Source organism: Nocardia australiensis, assembly GCF_020733705.1.
GTDB classification, from domain to species: Bacteria; Actinomycetota; Actinomycetes; order Mycobacteriales; family Mycobacteriaceae; genus Nocardia; species Nocardia australiensis.
In genome coordinates this window covers 1,935,113-1,955,435 of the sequence record NZ_JAJFZM010000001.1, presented here as the reverse complement: position 1 = coordinate 1,955,435, position 20,323 = coordinate 1,935,113, and the positions used below count along the sequence as shown (strand labels likewise).

Sequence of the window (20,323 nt, the reverse complement as noted above, 5' to 3'; positions counted from 1 at the left end):
GCAAGATATTGCGCGACGGGGCCACCGACTCGAGGCCCGTTCCCTCGGACCGCCCGAGTTAGCGTATCGGCAGTCCTTCGCGGCCTGAAATGATCGAAAAATCCCGGCGTTTCCGCAGCTAGAGTAGAATTTCGCGGGTGGATGCCGCTGGCGATACCCGGCTCGACGGATTCGGGGTCAGTGCGGCTCGTAAGCTCGAATTCGGGCACGTGAGCCACTGGCATATACCTCCGGACAACGATTTCTCCGGTCATGTCGCGGTAGAAATCGATCCGGGAGATGGTTCCTCCCTGGTCGTCTTCGTACAGGCGCCGAACCGGCGCGACGCTCCCGACGACTTTCACCCAGACGATCAGGTCTGCCTGGTAATGCCCGAGGATATCGCGGCCCTGTTCTCCATCGGGTGAGTCGGCGACTTCGACCTCACGCCGGCGCCTCGAGTAGCGGGCGACGATTGCGCGGTGCCCACGGGTGCTCACACCCCGTCGGCACCCAGTCGCATCGTCCATCGCGATGCCCAAACGAGCACGCCGGACGACCGTTGGTCGGTGCCCGACCGGTTCTGAGTTCGACCCCAGGTCAGAGGCCCTGATGTCCTGGGATAACGGCGCGCGCGGCACCGGCGATATGCCCACTGGGACGGCGGAAGAAACGTAGAGTGCTCAATGTTTTCCTTGATTAGGACAGTTCGACCGTCCGAATATCGGATATCCAGGTGATTGAGCCAGATTTTCGGGCAACAAGCGCTTGCACTAGCAAGCACTCTGCTTGCGCGGTAGCGTGGCGCCAGACACAAAGGAGTGCCGTAATGCTGGTGAAGTCGATGAAGACGCTGGCGGAGGTGCGCAATGGCGCCCTCACCGCCGCCTACCGTGCCGGACTGCGATCGCGGACCTACCGGACCGCAACGTTGAACACACCCACCGTCCCCCACGAGGTCATCCCCGTCACCACCGTCGACGGCGCCAGCTTGCGCGTGCACGCCTATGGCCCCGCCGATGGACAGCCAATCGTGCTGATCCACGGCTGGAGTTGCAGCATCGAGTACTGGAACCCCCAGATCAACGCCTTCGCCGACCGGTATCGCGTGGTTTGCTATGACCAGCGCGGCCACGGCGAAAGCCAACTCGGCACCGTCGGCCCCAGCGTGGAATCGCTCGCCGACGATCTGTCCGCGGTCCTGGACGCCGCCCTCAGCCCCGGCGAACGCGCCGTGCTCGCCGGGCACAGCATGGGCGGAATGACGTTGCAGGCGTGGGCAGCTCGCTACCCCGAGCAGGTCCGCCGCCGCGCGAGCGCTGTCATGCTGGTGAACACCGCCTCGGGCAACGTCAGGTACGACACCGACCTGCTCCCGCTGCTCAACAAGCCACTAACCGTCTCGAACCAGCCGGTCACCCTCTTCGGTTCACCCATCCGCATGCCCGCCCTTGTCGCCGAAAGTGTCCTGGCCACACCGATTCCGCTACCCGGCGGCTGGCCGGTGAGCACAGTGTTCAAGGACCGCGTGATGACCAAGAACGCCACCGCCGACGAGGTCGATTTCGCCCTCGGCATCGTGCGCTCATGCCGCCCGCTGACCCGCGGCCGCCATGCCGCGGTACTGGCCGATCTCGAACTCGGCGACGCCGCAGCGCATCTCACCGTCCCCACCACCGTGATCGCGGGCAGCCACGACCGGCTACTCCCCGAACGCATGTCCCACCCAATCGTCGAAACCCTCACGCGCACCGGCTATCTCGCCAACTATCACATCTGGCCGACCGGCCACCTCGGCAATATCGAAGCCGGCGAACGCTTCAACGCCGAACTCGAGCTGGTCGCCCAACGCGCGGATGGTCGAACCGCCGTCGCGGGCTGACCGGAAAATCGTTCTCCTGGACCCGCCGACGATGCCCGGTCCAGGAGCAACCCCAATGGCCGTAGGCGCAACCATTACGTATCCCGCGCTGTGCTTGCCGTCACCGTCCGTAGGCCCCGGACTACAACATCGGACCTATCCCCGGTCCATTCACCGGCCTCCTCAAAGTAACGCTTCCAACGGCCAGTCCAGGTCAGGGTGCCGTGCCGCTACGTAGTCATCCGCGCAGCGCGTCGCGGAATTCCCACGGGTCGTGTGCGCAGAACACCCGGACACCTGATGCCGCTAAGGAACTGAGCTGCCGCACATTGGCCAGCCGTAGCTCACGATCGGTCTCGGTGGACGACTGCAGCGCTTCGAGCATGTCGGGTGCCGGTGCCGGTGCCGAGGCGAGTTCGCCGTGGTAGTAGTACGAGTCGCCGGCGTGCAGCAGCCAGCCCGACTCGCAGGCCACCGCGACGCCCAGGTGCCCGTCGGTATGGCCGGGCAGGGGGACGAGCAGGATCTCCGATGGCAGGCCCTCGGCCGGGCGGACGTTTTCGAAACCGTTCCAGATGTCGCCTTCGTCGAAATCGTATGCGGCCCAACGTGGTCCGTGCGCCCACTGCTGATGCGGATATCGATCGGCAGTAGTCGCTGTCTTCAGCTCGGTGGCACTGACGTGCACCGTCGCCTCCGGGAAGTCCGCGAGGGCACCCGCATGATCGAGATGCAGGTGCGTCATAACGATGTCCCGCACGTCGCCGACGTCGTAGCCCAGCGCCTCGACCTGCCGTATCGCGGTCTCCGCGGGGTCGAGTACAGGGCGCGCCCAGGACACGAAGTCGCTGCCCAGTGTGCGCGGTGGGTCGGCGATGTCATGTAGTCCGATGCCGGTATCCACCAGTACCAATCCCTGCTCGGTCTCGACGAGCAGGCAATGGCACACCGCCGCCGACCTCTCGCCGACCGGACCCTCGATCTCCCGCATCGACCCGCAATTGAGATGATGAACTCGCATGTTCTACTCCGCTCGTTACCTGTAGCGGATGACGGTAGGAGGCCGACTCGTGGCTTACCAAACAGTTGGATACGGCGACTCGATCCTGGCGCACGGCTGTCCGAGCCCCGTCCAGCAGCACAAGCCCGACTGCCCGGTCGACACCACCCTGGACGTTCTTCGTGGCCGCTGGACCGCTCTCATTCTCGCCCAATTCCTGCACGCCGACCTGACCTACAGCGAGCTGTCGACGGCCTTACCCGCACTGTCGGACAAGGTGCTCTCCGACCGCTTGGGACACCTCACCAAAGCCGGTGTGCTGCACCGTGATCGCACGGCCGGATGGCCGCCGCGTGTGCAATACGGTTTCACCGGCCGCGGCCGAGCGCTGATCCCGGTACTCGAAGCACTGTGGGCCTGGGGTGCTGAAGCACAGTAAAGCCGTCGGGACCCCGCTTGCCGGAATCATCAGCTAGAAGTACAGCGTTCACCGCGAACGCATTTGGGTCGACAGCGCGAAAACACTGCCACTTATCGCTGTTAAGTCGCACGCGGCGCGGCAGTGTGGCGGAAAACGGGCGGCTCGGTGCATCCACCGAATGCCGCGAGGAATGTAGTGACTGCCGCGTCGGTGATTGTGATCAGTTCGGGTTCAGGAACCGCGCAGGTGTTGAAACGAGACCGCATATCCACCGGTCCGGTCAGCAGCACGGCTAATTGGGTGGCCGCCATGTCCGGATCGTCGATGCGGAGGGTCCCGGCCAGCGAGAGACGGGCGAGCCGGTCCGCGAGCGCCCGAATGACCCGATTCGAGACCTCGTCGACGATGTCGAGCAGATCGGGAAACTGTGTGGCTTCCGCGCTGAGCAGCCGCCGCAGAGCTCGGGATTGTTCGGAGCAGTAGCACGTGGCCAGCCGTAATCCGGCTCCCTTCAGGGTGGCTACCACGTCGTCGCCTGGGGCCGCCAACTCCTCGACCGCGGCCAGATTGGCGGCGAGCGCGAGATCCGAAAGTTCCTGCACAGCTTGACGAAACAGGGTCTGCTTGTCGCCGAAGTGGTTGTAGACGGTGGCCTTGGCAACTTTCGCCTCGGCAGCGATCTCATCGACTCTGGCCTGTGCGTACCCGCTACGAGCGAACACGGTAAACGCCGCCGCCAGGACAGCTTGCTGTTTGTCGATGCGTCCACGAGATGCGGCCGATCGCGGTCGAGACGATATAGCCGCGACATTCATCAGTTCATCGTAGTAGTAAGCCTGGCCAGTTTGCACTGGGAAGGCTATTTGCCTGGGCTCATCGGTATATATAGACTCACAAGTCTAGTTTTATGTACTTACGAGTCCGAATACTTGAGTGGAGGTCCCGTGAAGACTGTGGTTATCACCGGTGGAACCGATGGCATGGGAAGGGCGCTCGCGCTGACATACTTGCGTCGCGGCGATCGGGTTATCGTCATCGGAACGAGCGCGCGGAAGGGGCGGGCAGTCCTGGATGCCGCCGCCGAACTCGACGCCGACCAGCGCATCGAGTTCATCCAGGCAGATCTGAGCCTGGTTGTCGAGAACCACAGAGTGATAGACCGGATCACGGCGACCTACCAAGTCGTGGATGCTCTCGTACTGGGCGCCCGATACTTCCGAGCGACCCGGTCCGTTACGAGCGAAGGCTTCGAGGCCAACTTCGCGCTGTTCTATCTGAGTCGATATCTACTCGGGCACGGCCTCGCGCCACTTCTGGATCAAGCCGACGCACCGGTGATCCTCGACTTGGCCGGCCCGGGAGGCAGCCTGTCGCTCATCCGCTGGGACGATCTCCAATTCGAGCGCGGCTACAGCCCCGACGCGGTCATGCGACAGTGCGGGAAACTCAGCGATCTACTCGGTGTGGCCTTCACCCGCCGCTACCCCCACAGTCGGATTCGCTACGTTCTGCTGCACCCCGGATTGACAGCGACCGGTTTCACCGGCGAATACGACGCCGCCAGCGCCGAAGTGGTCGCAGGCATGCGCGAGCGGGGACAGCCGGTCGCGGTCGCTCTCGTCCGAATCCTGCGCCACCTCGACCACCCACCGTCCACACCGCTTGCCGCGTTCATGCAGGACAACACCGTCGAGGTTGACGGTGAGCCGTTCGACCTCGAAGCAGCCGACCGATTGTCGCGGATCACCTCGAACCTGTTGCGCTGAAACAACAACGAACTCCCCGCCCTCCAGCGACTACGCCATACCCGCCCGGTTTTCGGCGAATGCTCCGGCAGGGCGCCATTGCCCTACCGGAGCTCGCGGTCGAGATGTTGCAGCGTCGGCGGCAGACTGGCTGCGCGAAAACCATCGGCGCCTCCGACAGGCACCGATGTGCTTGATCTGGTGTCCCCTTGACCGTGTGGATGTTGCGCGATCCACAGAACATCGGCCATGAGTGGCCGCAGGTTCGTGATGCGCTGGTATCCCCGATGACGTGACAGCTCACAGCTTCCGGGGTGCCGCGGCACCGATCCTGAATGACGCTGAGCAGTCTGCTCGGATAACGGCAGATGTCCTCCGGCCATGTCGATCCAGCGACGCTACCTGGCTCATGGGCGAGTGCACACCACTGCCGGTGACGCGCTAGACAAGGCGGTCAGCATCCGTGGCTGAGCGGAACTCACCTGGACAGAATTAGTTGCGACCTTGGCGCAGTCGGCCGGATCAAGCATCTGCAAGCAGACGAGAAACCGGCCTCGATTAGGTGCATGGAGCCGCCTGCGAGAATCGAACTCGCGACCTTTTCATTACGAGTGAAGCGCTCTACCGACTGAGCTAAGGCGGCGTGCCTTTCGGCGTCGCGAGTCTATCGCCTTCGGGGCGGATTGCGAAAACCGGTGGTCACACGGACTGTGCGGTCATGAGGGTGGCGATCATTGCGGCGAGGGCGAAGCGGGGCTTGACGTTGAGGTCGAGGGCTTCGCGGCAGGCCAGGACGGCTTCGATCGAGCGGAGCAGGCCGTCGGGGCGGACTCGATCGGCCAGGTCGTGAATCTGTTCGGACATGTCGGGGTGGGTGAGTGCGACTCCTGAGTCTCGACGGGCCGCACCGAAGCGGACCGCGAGGGCATCGCGATAGACGCCCGCGACGTCGATGAGTGAACGGTCGAGGGCGTCGCGGCCGGTTCGGGTGGCACGAGACTTCTGCCTGCGCTCCAGGTCTTTCAATACTCCGGCCGAGCCTCGGGTCGCGCCCGCGGCGCCCTTGCCGGTGCCGCCGGCGCCGAGCGCGGTCGCCAATTCGTCGCGTTCGCGTTCGTCGCGGGCCGCGCTCATCTGTTTGGCCTCGTCATCCGCGGACTTGACCAGTTCGTCGGCGGCCGCGTACGCGGCACCAGGGCGCGCGACGGCCGACACCAATGCCAAGGCCCGCTGGCGGCGCGCTCGCGCCTCCGCATCGGTGGCCAGACGCCGTGCCCGGCCGATGTGCCCGCCGCTGATCGAAGCCGCCCAGATGGCCGTCTTTTCGTCGAGTTGGTCGCGGTCGCGCAACACCTGTGCGATGGCGGGCACCGACGGCGTCACCAAATGCACATGACGACACCGCGACCGCAGCGTCACCGAGATGTCTTCGGGGTCCACCGATGGCGCGCAAAGCAGAAAGACCGTGCGATCCGGCGGCTCCTCGACCACCTTCAGCAACACATTGCCCGCCGCCTCGGTCAATCGGTCCGCATCCTCGATCAGCACCACCTGCCAACGACCGGTGCTCGGTCGCCGCGAGGCGATCTGCACAATCTCGCGCATTTCCTTGGTGCTGATGCTCAACCCCTCCGGAATCACCCGGCGCACGTCACCGTGTGTTCCCGCCATCGTCGTCGTGCACGCATGGCAACGCCCACACCCGGGAGTCCCCTCGTCGGTGCACTGCAACGCCGCCGCAAAGCACAGCGCCGCAACAGATCTCCCAGAACCCGGCGGCCCGGTAAACAACCACGAATGCGTCATGGCGCCGGAAACACCGCCCCCACGCGCCGCGATCGCGGCAGCCGTCAACTCGGACTCGACCACGTCCTGGCCGACCAGCCGATCGAAGACACCCACCACGCCGTACACCTTAGCCACCCTCACCGACACGATCGCCCGGGCGGCTCGGTGCGGATTCGGCGACCCGGAACCGTCGCGACGGACGTCCCCCGCTCACGGTCTATTCGCGCCGCGATGTCGGTAGGTACCGCCGAAAGCAACACGCCGCAACCCATCAGTGCCGAGTCAAAATGCGAAAGCGAAGCGTCTTGACCGACATCCGCAAACGCACAGCGGCGATTACGATCGACAGCGAGTTCCGCGGAGCACGGCGTCGGTCGCCATGACAGCGACGGATACAGATCCTCGGGGACGCCAGTATGTCCGCCCGGTCGAATCACGCACGCTGATATGTGGTGTTCGCACCATCGAGCGCCTCACGCAGGATGTCGGCGTGGCCACTGTGGTGGGAGATCTCGCGCAGAATGTGCAGCAGGGTGAAACGCACCGACCACCACACTCGCTCCGGAGTCCATGGAGTGGTCGGGGTGGGGATGGAGGTATCGAGGCTCTCTTCAGTGCGTATGAGGTTCGCGGTGTCCGCAGCCGTCTCCTCCCACGCCGCGAGCAGACCGGCCACCGTTTCGTCGGGTCCCATGGTGTATTCGCCTTCGAATGCCGATATATCCTGCTCGGCGGTCTCGTCGCGCTCCTTGATCACACTGACCCAGTGCCGTTCGCAACTGACCAGGTGATGCAGCAATCCACCGAGTGTCAGCTCACTCACCGTGGTGCGTTGCCGCGCCTGCTCATCGTTGATGCCTCGCACCGCGATCAGGAAAAGCTCACGCTGTTGATCAAGTACGGCAATGAGATCTTCACGTTCCTGCTCGGTCGCCATGACAGCCCCTTTCACGGTCAATAAACAATTCGGACCGAGGCTACGGCACCGTCGCGAGGCTGCGGCGCCGAGCGATCGGGCGCCGCGGGCACGCTCAGGACTTCTTGGCGGCAGACTTTTTAGCGGCCGTTTTCTTCGCCGCAGTCTTGGTCGCCGTGGCCTTCTTCGCCGCCGTGGCCTTCTTTGCCGCGGTCTTCTTGGCCGGCGCTTTCTTCGCCGCGGCCTTCTTCTTCACCGGTCCACGTGCTCGTCGATCGGCGAGCAGCTCCGAAGCCCGTTCGTCGGTGATCGACTCGACCTCGTCGCCCTTGCGCAGGCTGGCGTTGGTCTCACCGTCGGTGACGTACGGGCCGAACCGCCCATCCTTGATCACCATCGGCTTGTCCGTGGCCGAATCTTTTCCGAGCTCGCGCAACGGCGCCGCACTGGCGGCTTGCCTACCGCGCCGCTTGGGCTCGGCGTAGATCTTCAATGCCTCGTCGAGAGTCACCGTGAAGAGCTGATCCTCGTCGGTCAGCGAACGAGAGTCCGTTCCCTTCTTCAGATATGGGCCGTAACGCCCGTTCTGCGCGGTGATTTCCTCGTTGCTGGCGGGATCCATACCGACAAGTCGCGGCAGCGACAACAGCTTGAGCGCATCGTCGAGCGTGATGGTCGCCAAATCCATTGACTTGAACAATGATCCGGTCCGCGGCTTCGGCGTTGCGGCCTTCTTCGCAGTCTTCTTGGCAGGCGCGGGAGTCTCCTCGGCGGGCGACTCCGGCAGGACCTCGGTGACGTACGGGCCGAAACGTCCTTCCTTGGCGACGACTTCGTGCCCGGTGACCGGATCGGTGCCCAGCGAACGCCCCTCCTGCGGAGTCGAGAACAGCTTCTCGGCGACCTCTGGAGTCAGCTCATCCGGCGGCAGATCGTCGGGCAGATTGGCCCGCTGTGAAATCGAATTGCCTTCGGGGTCATCGGGATTGGTGACCATCCGCTCCAGGTACGGCCCGAAACGGCCGACCCGGACCACAACATCACGGTCGTCCTCGTCGGCGAAAAGCTTGATCGAGTTGACCTCGCGAGCGTCGATGTCATCGAGTCGATCGCCGACCATTCTCTTCAGCCCACCCGATCGCGCGACCGACCCGTCGGCACCGTGATCGCCACCGAAATAGAAGCTGGACAACCAGTTTCCGCGCTGCTCACGTCCTCCGGCAATCGCGTCGAGGTCGTCTTCCATCGCCGCGGTGAAGTCGAAGTCCACCAGCCTGCCGAAATACGCCTCCAACAGACCGACCACGGCGAACGCCACCCACGACGGCACCAGCGCACTACCGCGCTTGTAGACATAGCCGCGATCCAGAATCGTCTTGATGATCGACGAATAGGTCGACGGGCGCCCGATGCCGAGCTCTTCGAGCGTCTTGATCAACGACGCCTCGGTGTATCGCGCGGGCGGATTGGTGCTGTGCCCATCGGGATTCAACTCCGCGGCGGTGACAGCCTGGCCCTCGTCGAGCGCGGGCAGCCGGGATTCGGCGTCATCGGATTGACCGCCCGCCTCCTCGTCCACACTCTCGACATATGCCTTCAGGAACCCGGGGAAGGTAATGGTGCGACCCGAGGCCGAGAACACACACTCCTCGCCGGTGGTCGCGACGCCGGTGATCCGCAGCGTGAGCGTGGTGCCCCTGGCATCGGCCATCTGCGAGGCGACAGTACGCTGCCAGATCAGCTCGTAGAGCCGGAACTCGTCGTTGTCCAGTCGCGCATGCAACTGCCCCGGAGTCGAGAAGGTATCGCCGGACGGGCGGATCGCCTCATGCGCCTCCTGCGCGTTCTTCACCTTGCGCGTGTACTGACGCGGCGTGGGATGAACGTACTCGGCGCCATACAGCTGAGTCGCCTGCGAGCGCGCCGCGGCGATCGCCGACTCCGACAACGTAGTCGAGTCGGTACGCATGTACGTGATGTAACCGTTTTCGTATAGCCGTTGCGCCACCCGCATCGTCCGCTCGGAGGTGAACCGAAGCTTGCGGCCCGCCTCCTGCTGCAACGTCGAGGTCATGAACGGCGGATACGGCTTGCGGCTGTACGGCTTGGCCTCCGCGGAGGAAACCATCAGGTCCGCCCCCTCGAGCGCGGCAGCGAGTCGGCGCGCGTACGCCTCGTCCAGCACGACGACCTCGGTGCCCTTCAGCTGCCCATCGGAACCGAAATCCCGACCGGTGGCCACCCTGGCGCCCGCGACAGTGACCAGTCGCGCGCCGAAGGTCCGGGGGTTGGTGGCGTCACTGTTCTCCCCGCCCGCGTCCAGCTTCGCGGCGATATCCCAATACTCGGCGGAGCGGAATGCCATCCGCTCCCGCTCACGCTGCACGATCACCCGGGTGGCGACCGACTGCACCCGGCCCGCCGACAGTCGCGGCATGACCTTCTTCCACAGCACCGGGCTGACCTCGTAGCCGTACAACCGGTCCAGGATGCGCCGGGTTTCCTGCGCGTCGACCAGATCGTTGTCCAGATCGCGGGTGTCCGCGGCGGCCGCGAGAATCGCCGGCTCGGTGATCTCATGGAACACCATCCGCCGCACCGGGACCTTCGGCTTCAAAGTCTCGAGCAGGTGCCAGGCGATGGCCTCGCCCTCACGGTCGGGGTCGGTGGCGAGGTAGAGCTCGTCGGCGTCCTGCAGCAGACTCTTGAGCTCGGATACCTTGGCCTTCTTATCGGGGCTCACCACATAGATCGGCTCGAAGTCGTGGTCGACGTCGACGCCGAGGCGCGCCCAGGACTGCCCCTTGTATTTGGCGGGTACGTCCGCCGCACCGCGCGGCAGATCCCGGATATGACCGACCGACGCCTCGACCGTGTAATTGCGGCCCAGATAGGGCGCGATCTTGCGGGCCTTGGTCGGGGACTCGACGATCACGAGACGACGCAGGGGACGGCCCTGGTCGGCTGCACCGCGGTCTCGTGTTGCCACCGGCGAATACACCTTTCCTGTCGACCCGCGCGACGCTGTTGCGACACTGCGCGGCTGAGGCAAGCGGCGGCGACAGCTTTCTAACGCCACCAGACACGTTTATACCTTGACGCTGTGTGTGGTCGAGTGCTTGCGACCCGAACCACAGAGCGTACGCGCGTCATTGCCGATCAGTATGCCCTGTTCAATCGACGCACCCTGCGCGACGGCGTGTTCGCGGCCTCGCTCCTCGCTGGTCACGAATGCGGACCGACGAGCGTGAATCGCGTCGACAGACTGAATGACGTTGGCGTGCAACGGGTTGTGCGCGCCCGCTGCCCTACCCCAGATATAGCTTGTCCCTCACCTCCGTGAACGGGGGTGAGGGACAAGCGGGTAGATCGTCGGCGTGCTCAGCTGAGCGCGCGAACTCCGGTGGCCTGTGGGCCCTTAGTACCCTGACCGACCTCGAACTCGACCTTCTGGTTCTCTTCGAGGGTACGGAAGCCGGACCCCTGGATCTCGGAGTAGTGGACGAAGACGTCAGCGGAGCCGTCCTCGGGCGCGATGAAGCCGAACCCCTTCTCCGCGTTGAACCACTTCACAGTTCCCTGTGCCATTCTGTTCCTTCTCTTTTCTTACCGGAACGGCGGACAAGTAGGTTCGCCCACCGGGTCCGTTCCGACCGTTGTACTGTTGGTTCCCCCTGCAGGAAAGCACCAAGTACACCGTTCGCAACATCGATCCTGCTGACGGTTGGGACTTTGGATCCGTCCCTCGAACACAGAAGCTTGCGACCAGGAACCAGTGAACCATGTCTTCGAGCAATTCAACAGTCGAGTTACCGACAATTTGCAAAAAAGTTGATCTTGCGAATGCGCAGGTGAGGGACACATTGCCGAAATCCAGACTTGCGGTTCGTTTGCCTCTTGATAACCGAGTGAGCATCTGGCAAACCGCCTGTGACCCAGGTCGCTATTTGGTATCGAAATGGCAGGTGAGCCTTCTCGAGCGAAGACGTTTCACACTTTCCGCGCGTGTCGCGGTGCCGAAGTCATGAATCCAACGGAGCCGACCGCCGAACCTCGCGTCAGCAACCTCCCGAGTTACGGGGGATCGTTGCTTAATCGTGTCCTAACCGGAGTTCTCGATGACGACCCTCGACTTACCCATGTAGTCGAGCTTCCCGCTCGTGCGGCAGCCACCACTACCTGGCCTGATTGGGTAGCACCTGAGGTTGTCGAGGCATTGCGCGCTACCGGCATCCACGCCCCGTGGACCCACCAGACCAGGACCGCCGAACTCGCGGCCAGCGGCAGGCATGTCGTCGTCAGCACCGGCACAGCATCCGGCAAGTCGCTGGGATACCAGCTAGCGGGACTGACCGCGCTGAATTCGGATCCACGAGCCACCGCCCTTTATCTCGCGCCGACCAAAGCCTTGGGCGCCGATCAACTGCGCGCGGTAAGCGACCTGACACATGAGGGCGCGCTCCGCGATATTCATCCGGCCACATATGACGGCGACACTCCCGCCGAGATCCGGCAATGGGTGCGGGCCAACAGCCGCTGGATCTTCACCAACCCCGACATGCTGCACGTCGGCATTTTGCGCTCCCACCAGCGTTGGGCCAGGATGCTGCGCAGGCTGCGTTACGTGGTGGTGGACGAATGCCACGCCTATCGCGGCGTCTTCGGCTCGCATGTCGCCTTGGTATTGCGCAGGCTGCGGCGGATCGCCGCGCACTACGGCGCCGATCCGACATTCGTGCTGTGCTCGGCCACTACCGCCGAGCCGGCAGCCGCCGCGTCCCGATTGATCGGTGCCCCGTGCATCGCGGTCACTGAGGACGGGTCGCCGCAGGGGCCGCGCACTGTCGCACTGTGGGAGCCCCCGCTACTCACCGCTGTGACGGGGGAAAATGGGGCGCCGGTGCGGCGCTCGGCCACCTCGGAGGCGGCCAGGATCATGGCCGATCTGGTGGTCGAGGGTGCGCGGACGCTGACCTTCGTCCGATCTCGCCGCGCTGCCGAGCTGACCGCCTTGGAGACCAGCAGGCTGCTGACCGAGGTCGATCCGAGGCTCGGCGAGCGGGTCGCAGCGTATCGGGCAGGCTATCTGGCAGAGGACCGGCGCGACCTCGAGGCCGCACTCGCCAGCGGTGCGCTACTCGGCGCCGCGACGACCAATGCATTAGAACTCGGGGTCGATATCGCCGGCCTCGACGCGGTCGTGATCTCCGGATTCCCCGGGACCGTCGCCTCATTTTGGCAGCAGGCAGGACGAGCGGGACGACGCACGCAGGGATCGCTGGTACTGCTGGTGGCCAGGGACGATCCGCTGGACACCTTCCTCGTCCATCACCCCGAGGCACTGCTGGACAAGCCGGTCGAGGCGACTATCACCGACCCACACAATCCGTATGTGCTCGGCCCTCAGCTGCTGTGCGCGGCACTGGAACTGCCGCTCACAGACGCCGAGGTCGATGCCTTCGACGCCCGCGAGATGCTTACCGATCTCGCAGGTCAGGGGCTGATTCGCCGCCGGGCCATCGCCGGTGCGAAAGGTGGTGCCCGCTGGTATGTGACCGCGGAGACGCAGCCGCACGACGCCGTAGACGTGCGCGGCGGAATCGGCACGCCAGTTGCAATCGTCGACAGCGAGACCGGCAGACTGCTCGGCACGGCCGATGCCGGGCGTGCCCCCGCGACACTGCACCAAGGTGCGGTTCACCTGCATCAAGGCGATAGCTACGTCGTGGACGAACTGGATCTCGACGAGGGCGTCGCCTTCGTCCACGGTGCCGAGCCTGGCTGGACCACCAGCGCCAGGCAGGTCACCTCGATCGAGATCGACGCGGTGACCGAGGAATGCCGGCACGGCCGGGTAACCACCGCGTTGGCCCAGGTTCGGGTGACCGGCCAGGTCATCGGCTATTTGCGCACCCTGCTGACCGGCGAAGTCCTGGATCTGATCGAGCTCGACCTCCCCGCGCAGACCTTGCCGACCCGCGCGGTGCTGTACACCGTGACACCCGAACTGCTGTCCTCGGCGGGCGTCGATCCACAACGCGCGCCGGGCGCGCTACATGCCGCCGAGCATGCGGCAATCGGCCTACTACCGCTGGTAGCGAGCTGTGACCGCTGGGATATCGGCGGCGTCTCCACAGCAGAGCATCCGGACACCGGACTACCGACGGTCTTCGTCTACGACGGCCAACCCGGCGGAGCTGGCTTCGCCGAACGCGGTTTCGCGCAGCTTCGGCGCTGGTTGTCGGCGACTCTCGCGGTCATCGAATCCTGCGCGTGCTCGGCAGGGTGCCCGTCCTGCGTTCAATCGCCGAAGTGCGGTAACGGCAATCACCCTTTGGACAAGGAGGGTGCACAGCGGCTACTCACGGCCGTTCTCGCCGAGCTGAACGCACAGCCCGACGCATATCTCCAGGTGAAGGGCTGAGCCGACCTGTGACGGCGCTGTTCTCCAAGCGTGACCGATTGTCCATTTTTACGACCGGTCAGCAGGGAATACCGACCGGACCGTATTGGATACTGCGGAGTGTCACCACTCTAATAAAGAGGAATAAATTCACGTTAACTGGGTTATTGCCACAGCACTCAGCTGCCGACATGCGCATTTATTCATTTACTTTCCCAGCAACCCGCGAGAATTGATATACGACTGTAATTATGAGAGTGCGGGAATAATGAATTACCCCGACTCGGACTATCACTAGTCAGTGTGTGTACGCATGGGTCACGCACCCCGTTCTTCGACAGGACCCGCACGAGCAACAGCTTGAACGACTCGGTTACTGAACAGACCTATTGGTACATTTCCTTCCGCTGTGACAGTTACATCCCACTGCGCGACTTCGCACTCCCGAATCCGCACGCGCATACGACGCGCGACCTCATCGGCGCGCGCGCACCCGGCCTCCGGGCCCTGCTCGAGTGAACCGGCCGCGGCCAACGCCCCCAGGTCGGCTACGGCCTGTACTCGATGCCGAGTCACAACCACCAGCCCAACCTGACCGAGCAGCAATGTCACTCCGATCAACCCCACCAACGCCAGGCACGCCAGGACCGTCGCCGCTCCTTCTTCCCGTCGCCATCCACGAACGTCTGGCGTTTGGGTGTTCCGCATCCTCACTGCGCGACTCCGGGCTCACGAATGGCGACGACGTCGGCACGCAGAACCAGCAGCGGCAGTAGCGGTACGCCGGCGGACACGACGGCCACCACCTGACTCCCCTCGCTGCGTACTGTGATGTCGGCGGCGGGCGGAGCAACCCGTTGGGCCGCCGCCACCGCGTTCGACTGGTCACCGCGTGCGGCGAGTCGGGCTGCCTCGCGAGCGGCGTCGACGCAGCGCACCTGCGTCGACGCCGCGAGCAACGCACCGATACACAGCACGACCACAACGGCGATCGCCGCGAACGCGATCGCCGCTTCGACTGTTACCGAACCCCGCTCACCATCGAGATCCTTTGCACTCCGGCCTTTTACCGCCCCAACTGGGACTGCTACACCGTGGTGTTGAGCGCCCGATCGATGATCTTCGTCAAGGCATTCACGATGCTGTCGCCGGTCACCACGCCATATAGAACGGCGCCGAACGCCGCAGCGGCGATCGTCCCGATCGCGTACTCCGCCGTGCTCATCCCCTCCTCCGCGACTACCGCACGCCATAGCCGCGACCGCAGCTCCATGACTACGGTGTCTACTCGATGCAGCACCCGATCTGTCATCGTGTCGATTCGCACCGGTTTCCCCTCTCTCTTCGGCCCGCGTGGACGATCCGCGCGGACGGTCTTGTCCCGGCGGGGCGGCGCGGGCGATCACAGGAGCCCGCCACCGAGCACCCGGCCCGCCAGGCCGATCACAACCGGCACAATGCCGAGACAGATGAAGGCCGGCAGGAAGCACAGGCCGAGCGGACCGCTGATCAGGACTCCAGCCCGCTCGGCGCGTGCGGCGGCCACATCCTCTACTGCCCCGCGATGCTGTTCGGCCAACTCGCCGACCGCCACTGCCAGCGATGCCCCCGAACGCGCCGAGCGCCGCGCCATCCGCGCCAGTGACTCGACCTCCTCCGCACCCGGTTTGCCCACGGCGTCGTGCGCTGCCCGCTCCCACGCGGTTGTCGCATCGGCTCCCAATGCCAGCAGATCGGCGGCGTGGCGTAAGGAATCGCCGAGCCCCCTGGGTGCTCCGGGCGCCACTGCCCGTGCCGCGCCCGCCATCGGCAGACCCGCCCGCAGGCAGGCAGCGAGTAGATCGAACACCGACGCGACTGCCAACGGGTCGCCACTCGCGCACCGGCTGTCGCCTCGCACCGGCGCCGGTCCGCCCTTGCGAAATGTGCGCAACCGTCGACTCACCGCCACTCGGCCGGGCAGCACGACGAGCGCACCCGCCAACAACAACACCGGCCAACCCATGATCCCCAACAAGCCCGGCCCCCTTCATGAACCCCTCCGTCCTCGAGCGATGCCGCTCCCGCACCCACCTGACCCGCGACAACCGCGACAGCGTCTTGCCCGCCAAGAACATTCGTGTCGCACATACCGGGCTTTGTCACGCGAGCGTGTCCCGATGCGGTCGCATCGGGACTCGAAGCAACTCCGCGCACTGAGCCCAATCATGAGAGCGCCTTCGACGCAGCCGTCTGCGTCCACAGCCAACGGTCCCCCACCAGCACACATCTATCCGTAGCCCTCGGAGGTGTGCCTCGGTGGCCGGGCGGTACGCACATGCGATGCGGATTCGCCTGAACACCTTGTGGGAGGTGCCCGAGAGGTCGGCAGGTGCTGAAGCGATTCATATGACGACCTTTCGTGTGATCGCGTCGGTCCAGAGCAAGCCCACGCAGCCCAGGCCGGCGCCCAGCGGGAGCAGCACGGTGCCTGCGGATGAGGTGAACAGCACGGCCAGCGGCGCGGCACCCATAAGTTGACCGAGGGCAATACCGAGCAGCGGTAGGGCCGCCAACACGGTGGCAGTGGCGCGAGCACCGGCCAGCGCGGCAGCGGTTCGACCACGAAAACGGATGCGGCCCAATAGATCCGCACGAGAAGCCGACAGGAGTTCGGCGAGGGCGAGCCCGTGATAATCGGCAACTCGCCAGGCATCGGCGAGTCCGTTCAGTTCTGCGGCGACGACCGCGTCGGGGTTTTGCAGACCGTCGGCGCCAGAACCGCCCAGCCTGCTTCGGGCCGCGCATACGGCGAATGCCTGGGCGGCTTCACCTCGCGACTCGCGGGCCGCAACCGCGGCCGCGGCACTCGGGTGCGCGCCTACCCGCAGTTCGCCGATGACCGCCTCGACCGCGTCGAGCAGGTTCGCGCACTCACTGCCATGGCGCCGGTCACGGCGAGCTCGGCGAACCCGAATGCCGACAGTCGCCGCCACCAATACCCCCGCAACCAGCGGGCCGACGCCGAGCACTGCCAGCAGCGCTACACCAACCCCACTGGATCCGCGAATTATGGTGTCTCGCTGCGGCTTCCGCACGTCTCGCACCGCGCCGAACAACTGGACGAAGCGGCGTCGCGATCTCGAAGCCGGGGCGATCAGCAGCGCGCATGCGAGGCAGATCATTGTGGCGATCATCGGCCGAGCCGTTCGGTCAGCAAGTGCGCGAGATCAGCGGCGGCGGCCGCCGGTCCGTCGTCGGCCCGCCAGGCCGCGACGATGCGCACGCGCGCGCTCTCGCCGCGTTGCACCAACCCGATTTCGCGCAGTCCGCGCGAACCATCCGCGCGGCGATGCACATGCAGCACAACCTGCACTGCGGCGGCGAGCTGACTGTGCAGTGCGGCCCGGTCCATGCCGCCGAGGGCCGCGAGCGCTTCCAGTCGCGCAGGAACCTCCTGCGGTGAGTTCGCGTGCACCGTCCCCGCTCCCCCATCGTGCCCGGTGTTCAGCGCGGTGAGCAGGTCGACGACCTCCGCGCCGCGCACCTCGCCGACCACTATTCGATCCGGGCGCATTCGCAGTGCCTGACGTACCAGGTCGCGCACGGTCACCGCGCCAACGCCCTCGACGTTCGCGGTGCGTGCCACCAACCGCACGACGTGCGGATGTGGCGGCGCGAGTTCGGCCGCATCCTCGACGCAGATGATGCGTTCGGCGGGACCGACCTTGGCGAGCAATCCAGACAGCAGTGTCGTCTTGCCCGCACCGGTTCCGCCGACCACCAGGAAGGCCAGTCTGGCCTGAATAATGCGTTCCAGCAGCAGTTTCGCGTCTGCGGGCACCGCCCCGGCAGCGGCAAGCGCGTCCAACCCCTGGGTGGCCGGTCGCAGCACACGCAGTGACACACAGGTACCGCCGTGCGCCACCGGGGCCAGCACCGCGTGCAGCCGCACCCCGAAGGCATCCCCCAGCGCCGCCTCTCTGCCTGAGAGCCGTCCATCGACCCAGGGCTGCGCGTCATCGAGCCGTCGGCCCGCGGAGAGCGCCAGCCGCTGCGCCAACCTGCGTACCGCTGCGTCATCGGGAAAGGTGACCGAGGTCTTGAGCAGCCCTTCACCGCGATCGATCCACACCGCGTCCGGCCCCGTCACCAATACATCGGCGACGCGTGGATCCTGTAAGAGCGGTTCAAGCACACCCGCGCCGGTCATCTCGGTCTGCAGCAGCCGCAGCGTCCGCAGCAGATCGGTGTCACCGAGGACGCCGCCGGCCTCGGCACGAATAGCGGCGGCCACCTGCGCGGGGTCCGGATCCCCGAGCCCGCCGGCCAGCCGCTCCCGTACTCGATCCAACAATTCCGACGTCACCAACGCACTCATCGCCTGCGTCCTTTCAGGGGCACGGCCGAGATGGCGATTTCGATCCGAGCGTCGCCTCGATCCCGGTCCATCCGCCCGAGCGTTTCCGATCGGCCCGCGACTGCCACCGTCCTGTCTGTGTGGCGGGATACCGGCGTATCCACCGGGTACCGAACCTGTTGCGGCAGTTCGGGTATCACCGATAGATCCGCCACCACTCGACCACGCCGATACTTCGATCCAGCAGAGTGACGGCGGCCCGATCGGCAGGTTCGGAGTTCATGACAGCCTTCGTCGCCGCCCGACGAAGCGGCAGGCGCGGCCGAGGTCGACAATCTCGCGGCAGCCCTACCGGCCGACGCACAATCGTGGTTCCGATGGTTCCGCTCAGCGCCTCGAAGTGGGAGCCGACCGAGGCCAGGGCGCGTCGCGGCGCCTCGGCATGGAACCTGCCCGCCTGCGGCCCGATGACGGTGATCTACGACATAGACGTGTTCGCCGACCACACGCCGCCCCACCGCCCTGCTCTCCCCATGACGCACCGCAGCGGGTCGACCCAGAAAATGCTGCACCAGTTCGGAATTCACCTCGGCGGTCATTGCGGCCCCTGCCCCATCGGTGCGGTCAGCACCGCGAGCACAGCATCCGCCGCATCACGGAGAGGCCCACGATGGCAGTTGGTGAGGCCACCACGCTCGAGGCGGGCGGCAAGACCAGCTTGGGCTCGAACGGAGGCTAGGAGCGGAAGATCGAGGACTTCGGCGACCTCGGTGCCACGTAGGCCGCCGGGAGCCGGGCCACGTACTACCAAGCCCTGGTTGGGGTTTCGCTGCCGGATATACGCCGCGACGGATTCGGCCGCAGCCACCGCCCGCAGCCGAGCGGGCACGACGAGCACCACCAGGTCGGCCGCGTCGAGCATTCGGTCGGCGTGCGGGCCGCGTTCGCCTGAGACATCGCACACCACCAAATCGCCTGCGGCGCGGCCTGCTTCGACAACAGCATGCATCGCGGCGGCGCCGATCATGCTCGGCAAGCGCCCGGCACCGCCCCGCCCGCAGGACAGCACCGACAGCCCGGCCGCCGCTGCGGGCAGTGCGCTGTGCAGCGCTGCCGCCGACACCCGGCCGTCCTCGATCACGAGATCCGGCCAGCGCGGTCCGGCCGAGGTCTCGATACCTAGCAGCAGGTCGAGGCCGCCGCCGAGTGGTGCGCCATCGACAAGGACGGTGTCGCGCCGGAACCGTTCCGAGGCCGATCGCAGCGCGGTTGCCGCGGCAAGTGTCGAGGCGCCCGCACCACCGCCCGCGCCCGCGAACGCGACGACCGCACCATCGCCGACGTGGCTTTCGCCGTACTCAGCAAACTTCTCGATAAGCCCGACAGCGGCACCCGGCAGGGCCACCAGCCGTTCCGCTCCGACCGATGCCGCCGCCTGCCAATCGGACAATCCGGGTTCGCCGTCGGTCACGAGAACGACCCCAACACGCCGTAGATAACCGGTCTCTGTGCACTGCCACGCCGCCGCGGTGTCGAGAATCACCATCGGCGCACCGGTCCAGGCGTGCCTGCCGACGGGTAATTCGCGTTCGTCGAGACCGCGCTCAGCGGCGGCCGCGACGCGACGAACTTCGTCACGCAGGCCGGCGTCCCGGATGAGGACAAGTGCCGGTGGCGTCGTAATCGACAGCGCAGCTTCGATATCCATGCAGGTCAGCGTGGTCCACATGAAAGCTGGGCAACAGAGGCAATGTGCGGAATGTGGATAACTTCGCGCCTGTGGATAAACCCGGGTGGAAGATCGAACCGTCCCTGAATAGAGGACGGCCCCAGCCGGGGGGGGAGGAGGCTGGGGCCGTCGGGTTCAGCCC

Annotated in this window: 18 protein-coding genes and 1 tRNA gene; 5 read left to right on the top strand and 14 right to left on the bottom strand. The window is 65.5% G+C overall.

What is annotated here, in order from left to right:
- Positions 1-137: 137 nt before the first annotated feature.
- A complete protein-coding gene (locus LKE06_RS08815) occupies positions 138-407 on the top strand; it encodes a hypothetical protein (protein ID WP_227998114.1) in 270 nt (89 codons plus the stop codon).
- A 401-nt stretch (positions 408-808) separates the two neighbouring features.
- Entirely contained in the window at positions 809-1,861 is a 1,053-nt protein-coding gene (locus tag LKE06_RS08810) for an alpha/beta fold hydrolase (protein WP_227998112.1), read from the top strand.
- Positions 1,862-2,078: 217 nt separating this feature from the next.
- Here LKE06_RS08810 and LKE06_RS08805 read toward each other — a convergent pair whose 3' ends face one another.
- Positions 2,079-2,861 carry an MBL fold metallo-hydrolase gene (locus tag LKE06_RS08805; protein WP_227998111.1) on the bottom strand — a complete coding sequence of 261 codons (783 nt, stop codon included), beginning with the start codon at positions 2,859-2,861 and terminating at the stop codon, positions 2,079-2,081.
- A gap of 49 nt (positions 2,862-2,910) precedes the next feature.
- On the opposite strand from LKE06_RS08805, the gene LKE06_RS08800 reads away from it, so the two are divergent.
- Positions 2,911-3,279, top strand: a complete 369-nt coding sequence (locus LKE06_RS08800; RefSeq protein WP_227998110.1) for a winged helix-turn-helix transcriptional regulator — start codon at positions 2,911-2,913, stop codon at positions 3,277-3,279.
- Positions 3,280-3,380: 101 nt separating this feature from the next.
- Here the strand turns inward: LKE06_RS08800 and LKE06_RS08795 are convergent, their stop codons facing one another.
- A complete protein-coding gene (locus LKE06_RS08795; RefSeq protein ID WP_227998108.1) occupies positions 3,381-4,076 on the bottom strand; it encodes a TetR/AcrR family transcriptional regulator in 696 nt (231 codons plus the stop codon).
- Between the two features lie 129 nt (positions 4,077-4,205).
- Between LKE06_RS08795 and LKE06_RS08790 the strand changes: the two genes are divergently transcribed.
- The gene (locus LKE06_RS08790; protein WP_227998107.1) at positions 4,206-5,027 is read left to right on the top strand and encodes an SDR family NAD(P)-dependent oxidoreductase; all 822 of its coding nucleotides are present in this window, start codon (positions 4,206-4,208) and stop codon (positions 5,025-5,027) included.
- A gap of 546 nt (positions 5,028-5,573) precedes the next feature.
- On the opposite strand, the gene LKE06_RS08785 is transcribed toward LKE06_RS08790, so the two are convergent.
- The 5 genes from LKE06_RS08785 to LKE06_RS08765 form a co-directional block, all read right to left on the bottom strand.
- A tRNA-Thr gene (locus LKE06_RS08785) sits at positions 5,574-5,649 on the bottom strand.
- Between the two features lie 56 nt (positions 5,650-5,705).
- Complete coding sequence (locus LKE06_RS08780; RefSeq protein WP_372477356.1) at positions 5,706-6,908, bottom strand: DNA polymerase III subunit delta'; 1,203 nt, start codon at positions 6,906-6,908, stop codon at positions 5,706-5,708.
- 319 nt (positions 6,909-7,227) lie between these two features.
- Positions 7,228-7,731, bottom strand: coding sequence for a mycothiol transferase (locus tag LKE06_RS08775; RefSeq protein WP_227998106.1), 504 nt, complete (start codon positions 7,729-7,731; stop codon positions 7,228-7,230).
- Positions 7,732-7,825: 94 nt separating this feature from the next.
- Entirely contained in the window at positions 7,826-10,645 is a 2,820-nt protein-coding gene (gene topA, locus LKE06_RS08770; RefSeq protein WP_227999357.1) for a type I DNA topoisomerase, read from the bottom strand.
- Between the two features lie 446 nt (positions 10,646-11,091).
- Positions 11,092-11,298, bottom strand: a complete 207-nt coding sequence (locus LKE06_RS08765; protein ID WP_011206895.1) for a cold-shock protein — start codon at positions 11,296-11,298, stop codon at positions 11,092-11,094.
- Between the two features lie 436 nt (positions 11,299-11,734).
- On the opposite strand from LKE06_RS08765, the gene sftH reads away from it, so the two are divergent.
- A complete protein-coding gene (gene sftH / locus LKE06_RS08760) occupies positions 11,735-14,134 on the top strand; it encodes a DEAD/DEAH box helicase (RefSeq protein ID WP_227998104.1) in 2,400 nt (799 codons plus the stop codon).
- Positions 14,135-14,431: 297 nt separating this feature from the next.
- Here the strand turns inward: sftH and LKE06_RS08755 are convergent, their stop codons facing one another.
- The 7 genes from LKE06_RS08755 to ssd form a co-directional block, all read right to left on the bottom strand.
- A complete protein-coding gene (locus tag LKE06_RS08755; protein WP_227998103.1) occupies positions 14,432-14,821 on the bottom strand; it encodes an Rv3654c family TadE-like protein in 390 nt (129 codons plus the stop codon).
- 2 nt (positions 14,822-14,823) lie between these two features.
- Positions 14,824-15,120 (bottom strand): TadE family type IV pilus minor pilin, encoded by a 297-nt coding sequence (locus LKE06_RS08750; RefSeq protein ID WP_227999356.1) that lies wholly within the window; start codon positions 15,118-15,120, stop codon positions 14,824-14,826.
- 80 nt (positions 15,121-15,200) lie between these two features.
- Complete coding sequence (locus LKE06_RS08745) at positions 15,201-15,386, bottom strand: DUF4244 domain-containing protein (RefSeq protein ID WP_227999355.1); 186 nt, start codon at positions 15,384-15,386, stop codon at positions 15,201-15,203.
- 129 nt (positions 15,387-15,515) lie between these two features.
- Positions 15,516-16,118 (bottom strand): type II secretion system F family protein, encoded by a 603-nt coding sequence (locus LKE06_RS08740; RefSeq protein WP_227999354.1) that lies wholly within the window; start codon positions 16,116-16,118, stop codon positions 15,516-15,518.
- Between the two features lie 379 nt (positions 16,119-16,497).
- Entirely contained in the window at positions 16,498-17,289 is a 792-nt protein-coding gene (locus LKE06_RS08735; protein ID WP_227998101.1) for a type II secretion system F family protein, read from the bottom strand.
- Entirely contained in the window at positions 17,286-18,473 is a 1,188-nt protein-coding gene (locus LKE06_RS08730) for a TadA family conjugal transfer-associated ATPase (RefSeq protein WP_227998099.1), read from the bottom strand. Before LKE06_RS08730 ends, LKE06_RS08735 begins: the two co-directional genes overlap by 4 nt.
- Before the next feature lie 574 nt (positions 18,474-19,047).
- Positions 19,048-20,160, bottom strand: coding sequence for a septum site-determining protein Ssd (gene ssd / locus LKE06_RS08725; RefSeq protein ID WP_227998098.1), 1,113 nt, complete (start codon positions 20,158-20,160; stop codon positions 19,048-19,050).
- Positions 20,161-20,323: the final 163 nt, after the last annotated feature.

Bases quoted from the DNA above. Each gene is read 5' to 3' on its own strand.
- LKE06_RS08810 (WP_227998112.1), top strand. From the start codon at position 809: ATGCTGGTGAAGTCGATGAAGACGCTGGCGGAGGTGCGCAATGGCGCC.
- LKE06_RS08805 (WP_227998111.1), bottom strand. From the start codon at position 2,861: ATGCGAGTTCATCATCTCAATTGCGGGTCGATGCGGGAGATCGAGGGT.
- LKE06_RS08795 (WP_227998108.1), bottom strand. From the start codon at position 4,076: ATGAATGTCGCGGCTATATCGTCTCGACCGCGATCGGCCGCATCTCGT.
- LKE06_RS08775 (WP_227998106.1), bottom strand. From the start codon at position 7,731: ATGGCGACCGAGCAGGAACGTGAAGATCTCATTGCCGTACTTGATCAA.
- LKE06_RS08765 (WP_011206895.1), bottom strand. From the start codon at position 11,298: ATGGCACAGGGAACTGTGAAGTGGTTCAACGCGGAGAAGGGGTTCGGC.
- sftH (WP_227998104.1), top strand. From the start codon at position 11,735: ATGAATCCAACGGAGCCGACCGCCGAACCTCGCGTCAGCAACCTCCCG.
- LKE06_RS08755 (WP_227998103.1), bottom strand. From the start codon at position 14,821: ATGCGGAACACCCAAACGCCAGACGTTCGTGGATGGCGACGGGAAGAA.
- LKE06_RS08745 (WP_227999355.1), bottom strand. From the start codon at position 15,386: ATGGAGCTGCGGTCGCGGCTATGGCGTGCGGTAGTCGCGGAGGAGGGG.
- LKE06_RS08740 (WP_227999354.1), bottom strand. From the start codon at position 16,118: ATGGGTTGGCCGGTGTTGTTGTTGGCGGGTGCGCTCGTCGTGCTGCCC.
- LKE06_RS08735 (WP_227998101.1), bottom strand. From the start codon at position 17,289: ATGATCGCCACAATGATCTGCCTCGCATGCGCGCTGCTGATCGCCCCG.
- LKE06_RS08730 (WP_227998099.1), bottom strand. From the start codon at position 18,473: ATGAGTGCGTTGGTGACGTCGGAATTGTTGGATCGAGTACGGGAGCGG.
- ssd (WP_227998098.1), bottom strand. From the start codon at position 20,160: ATGGATATCGAAGCTGCGCTGTCGATTACGACGCCACCGGCACTTGTC.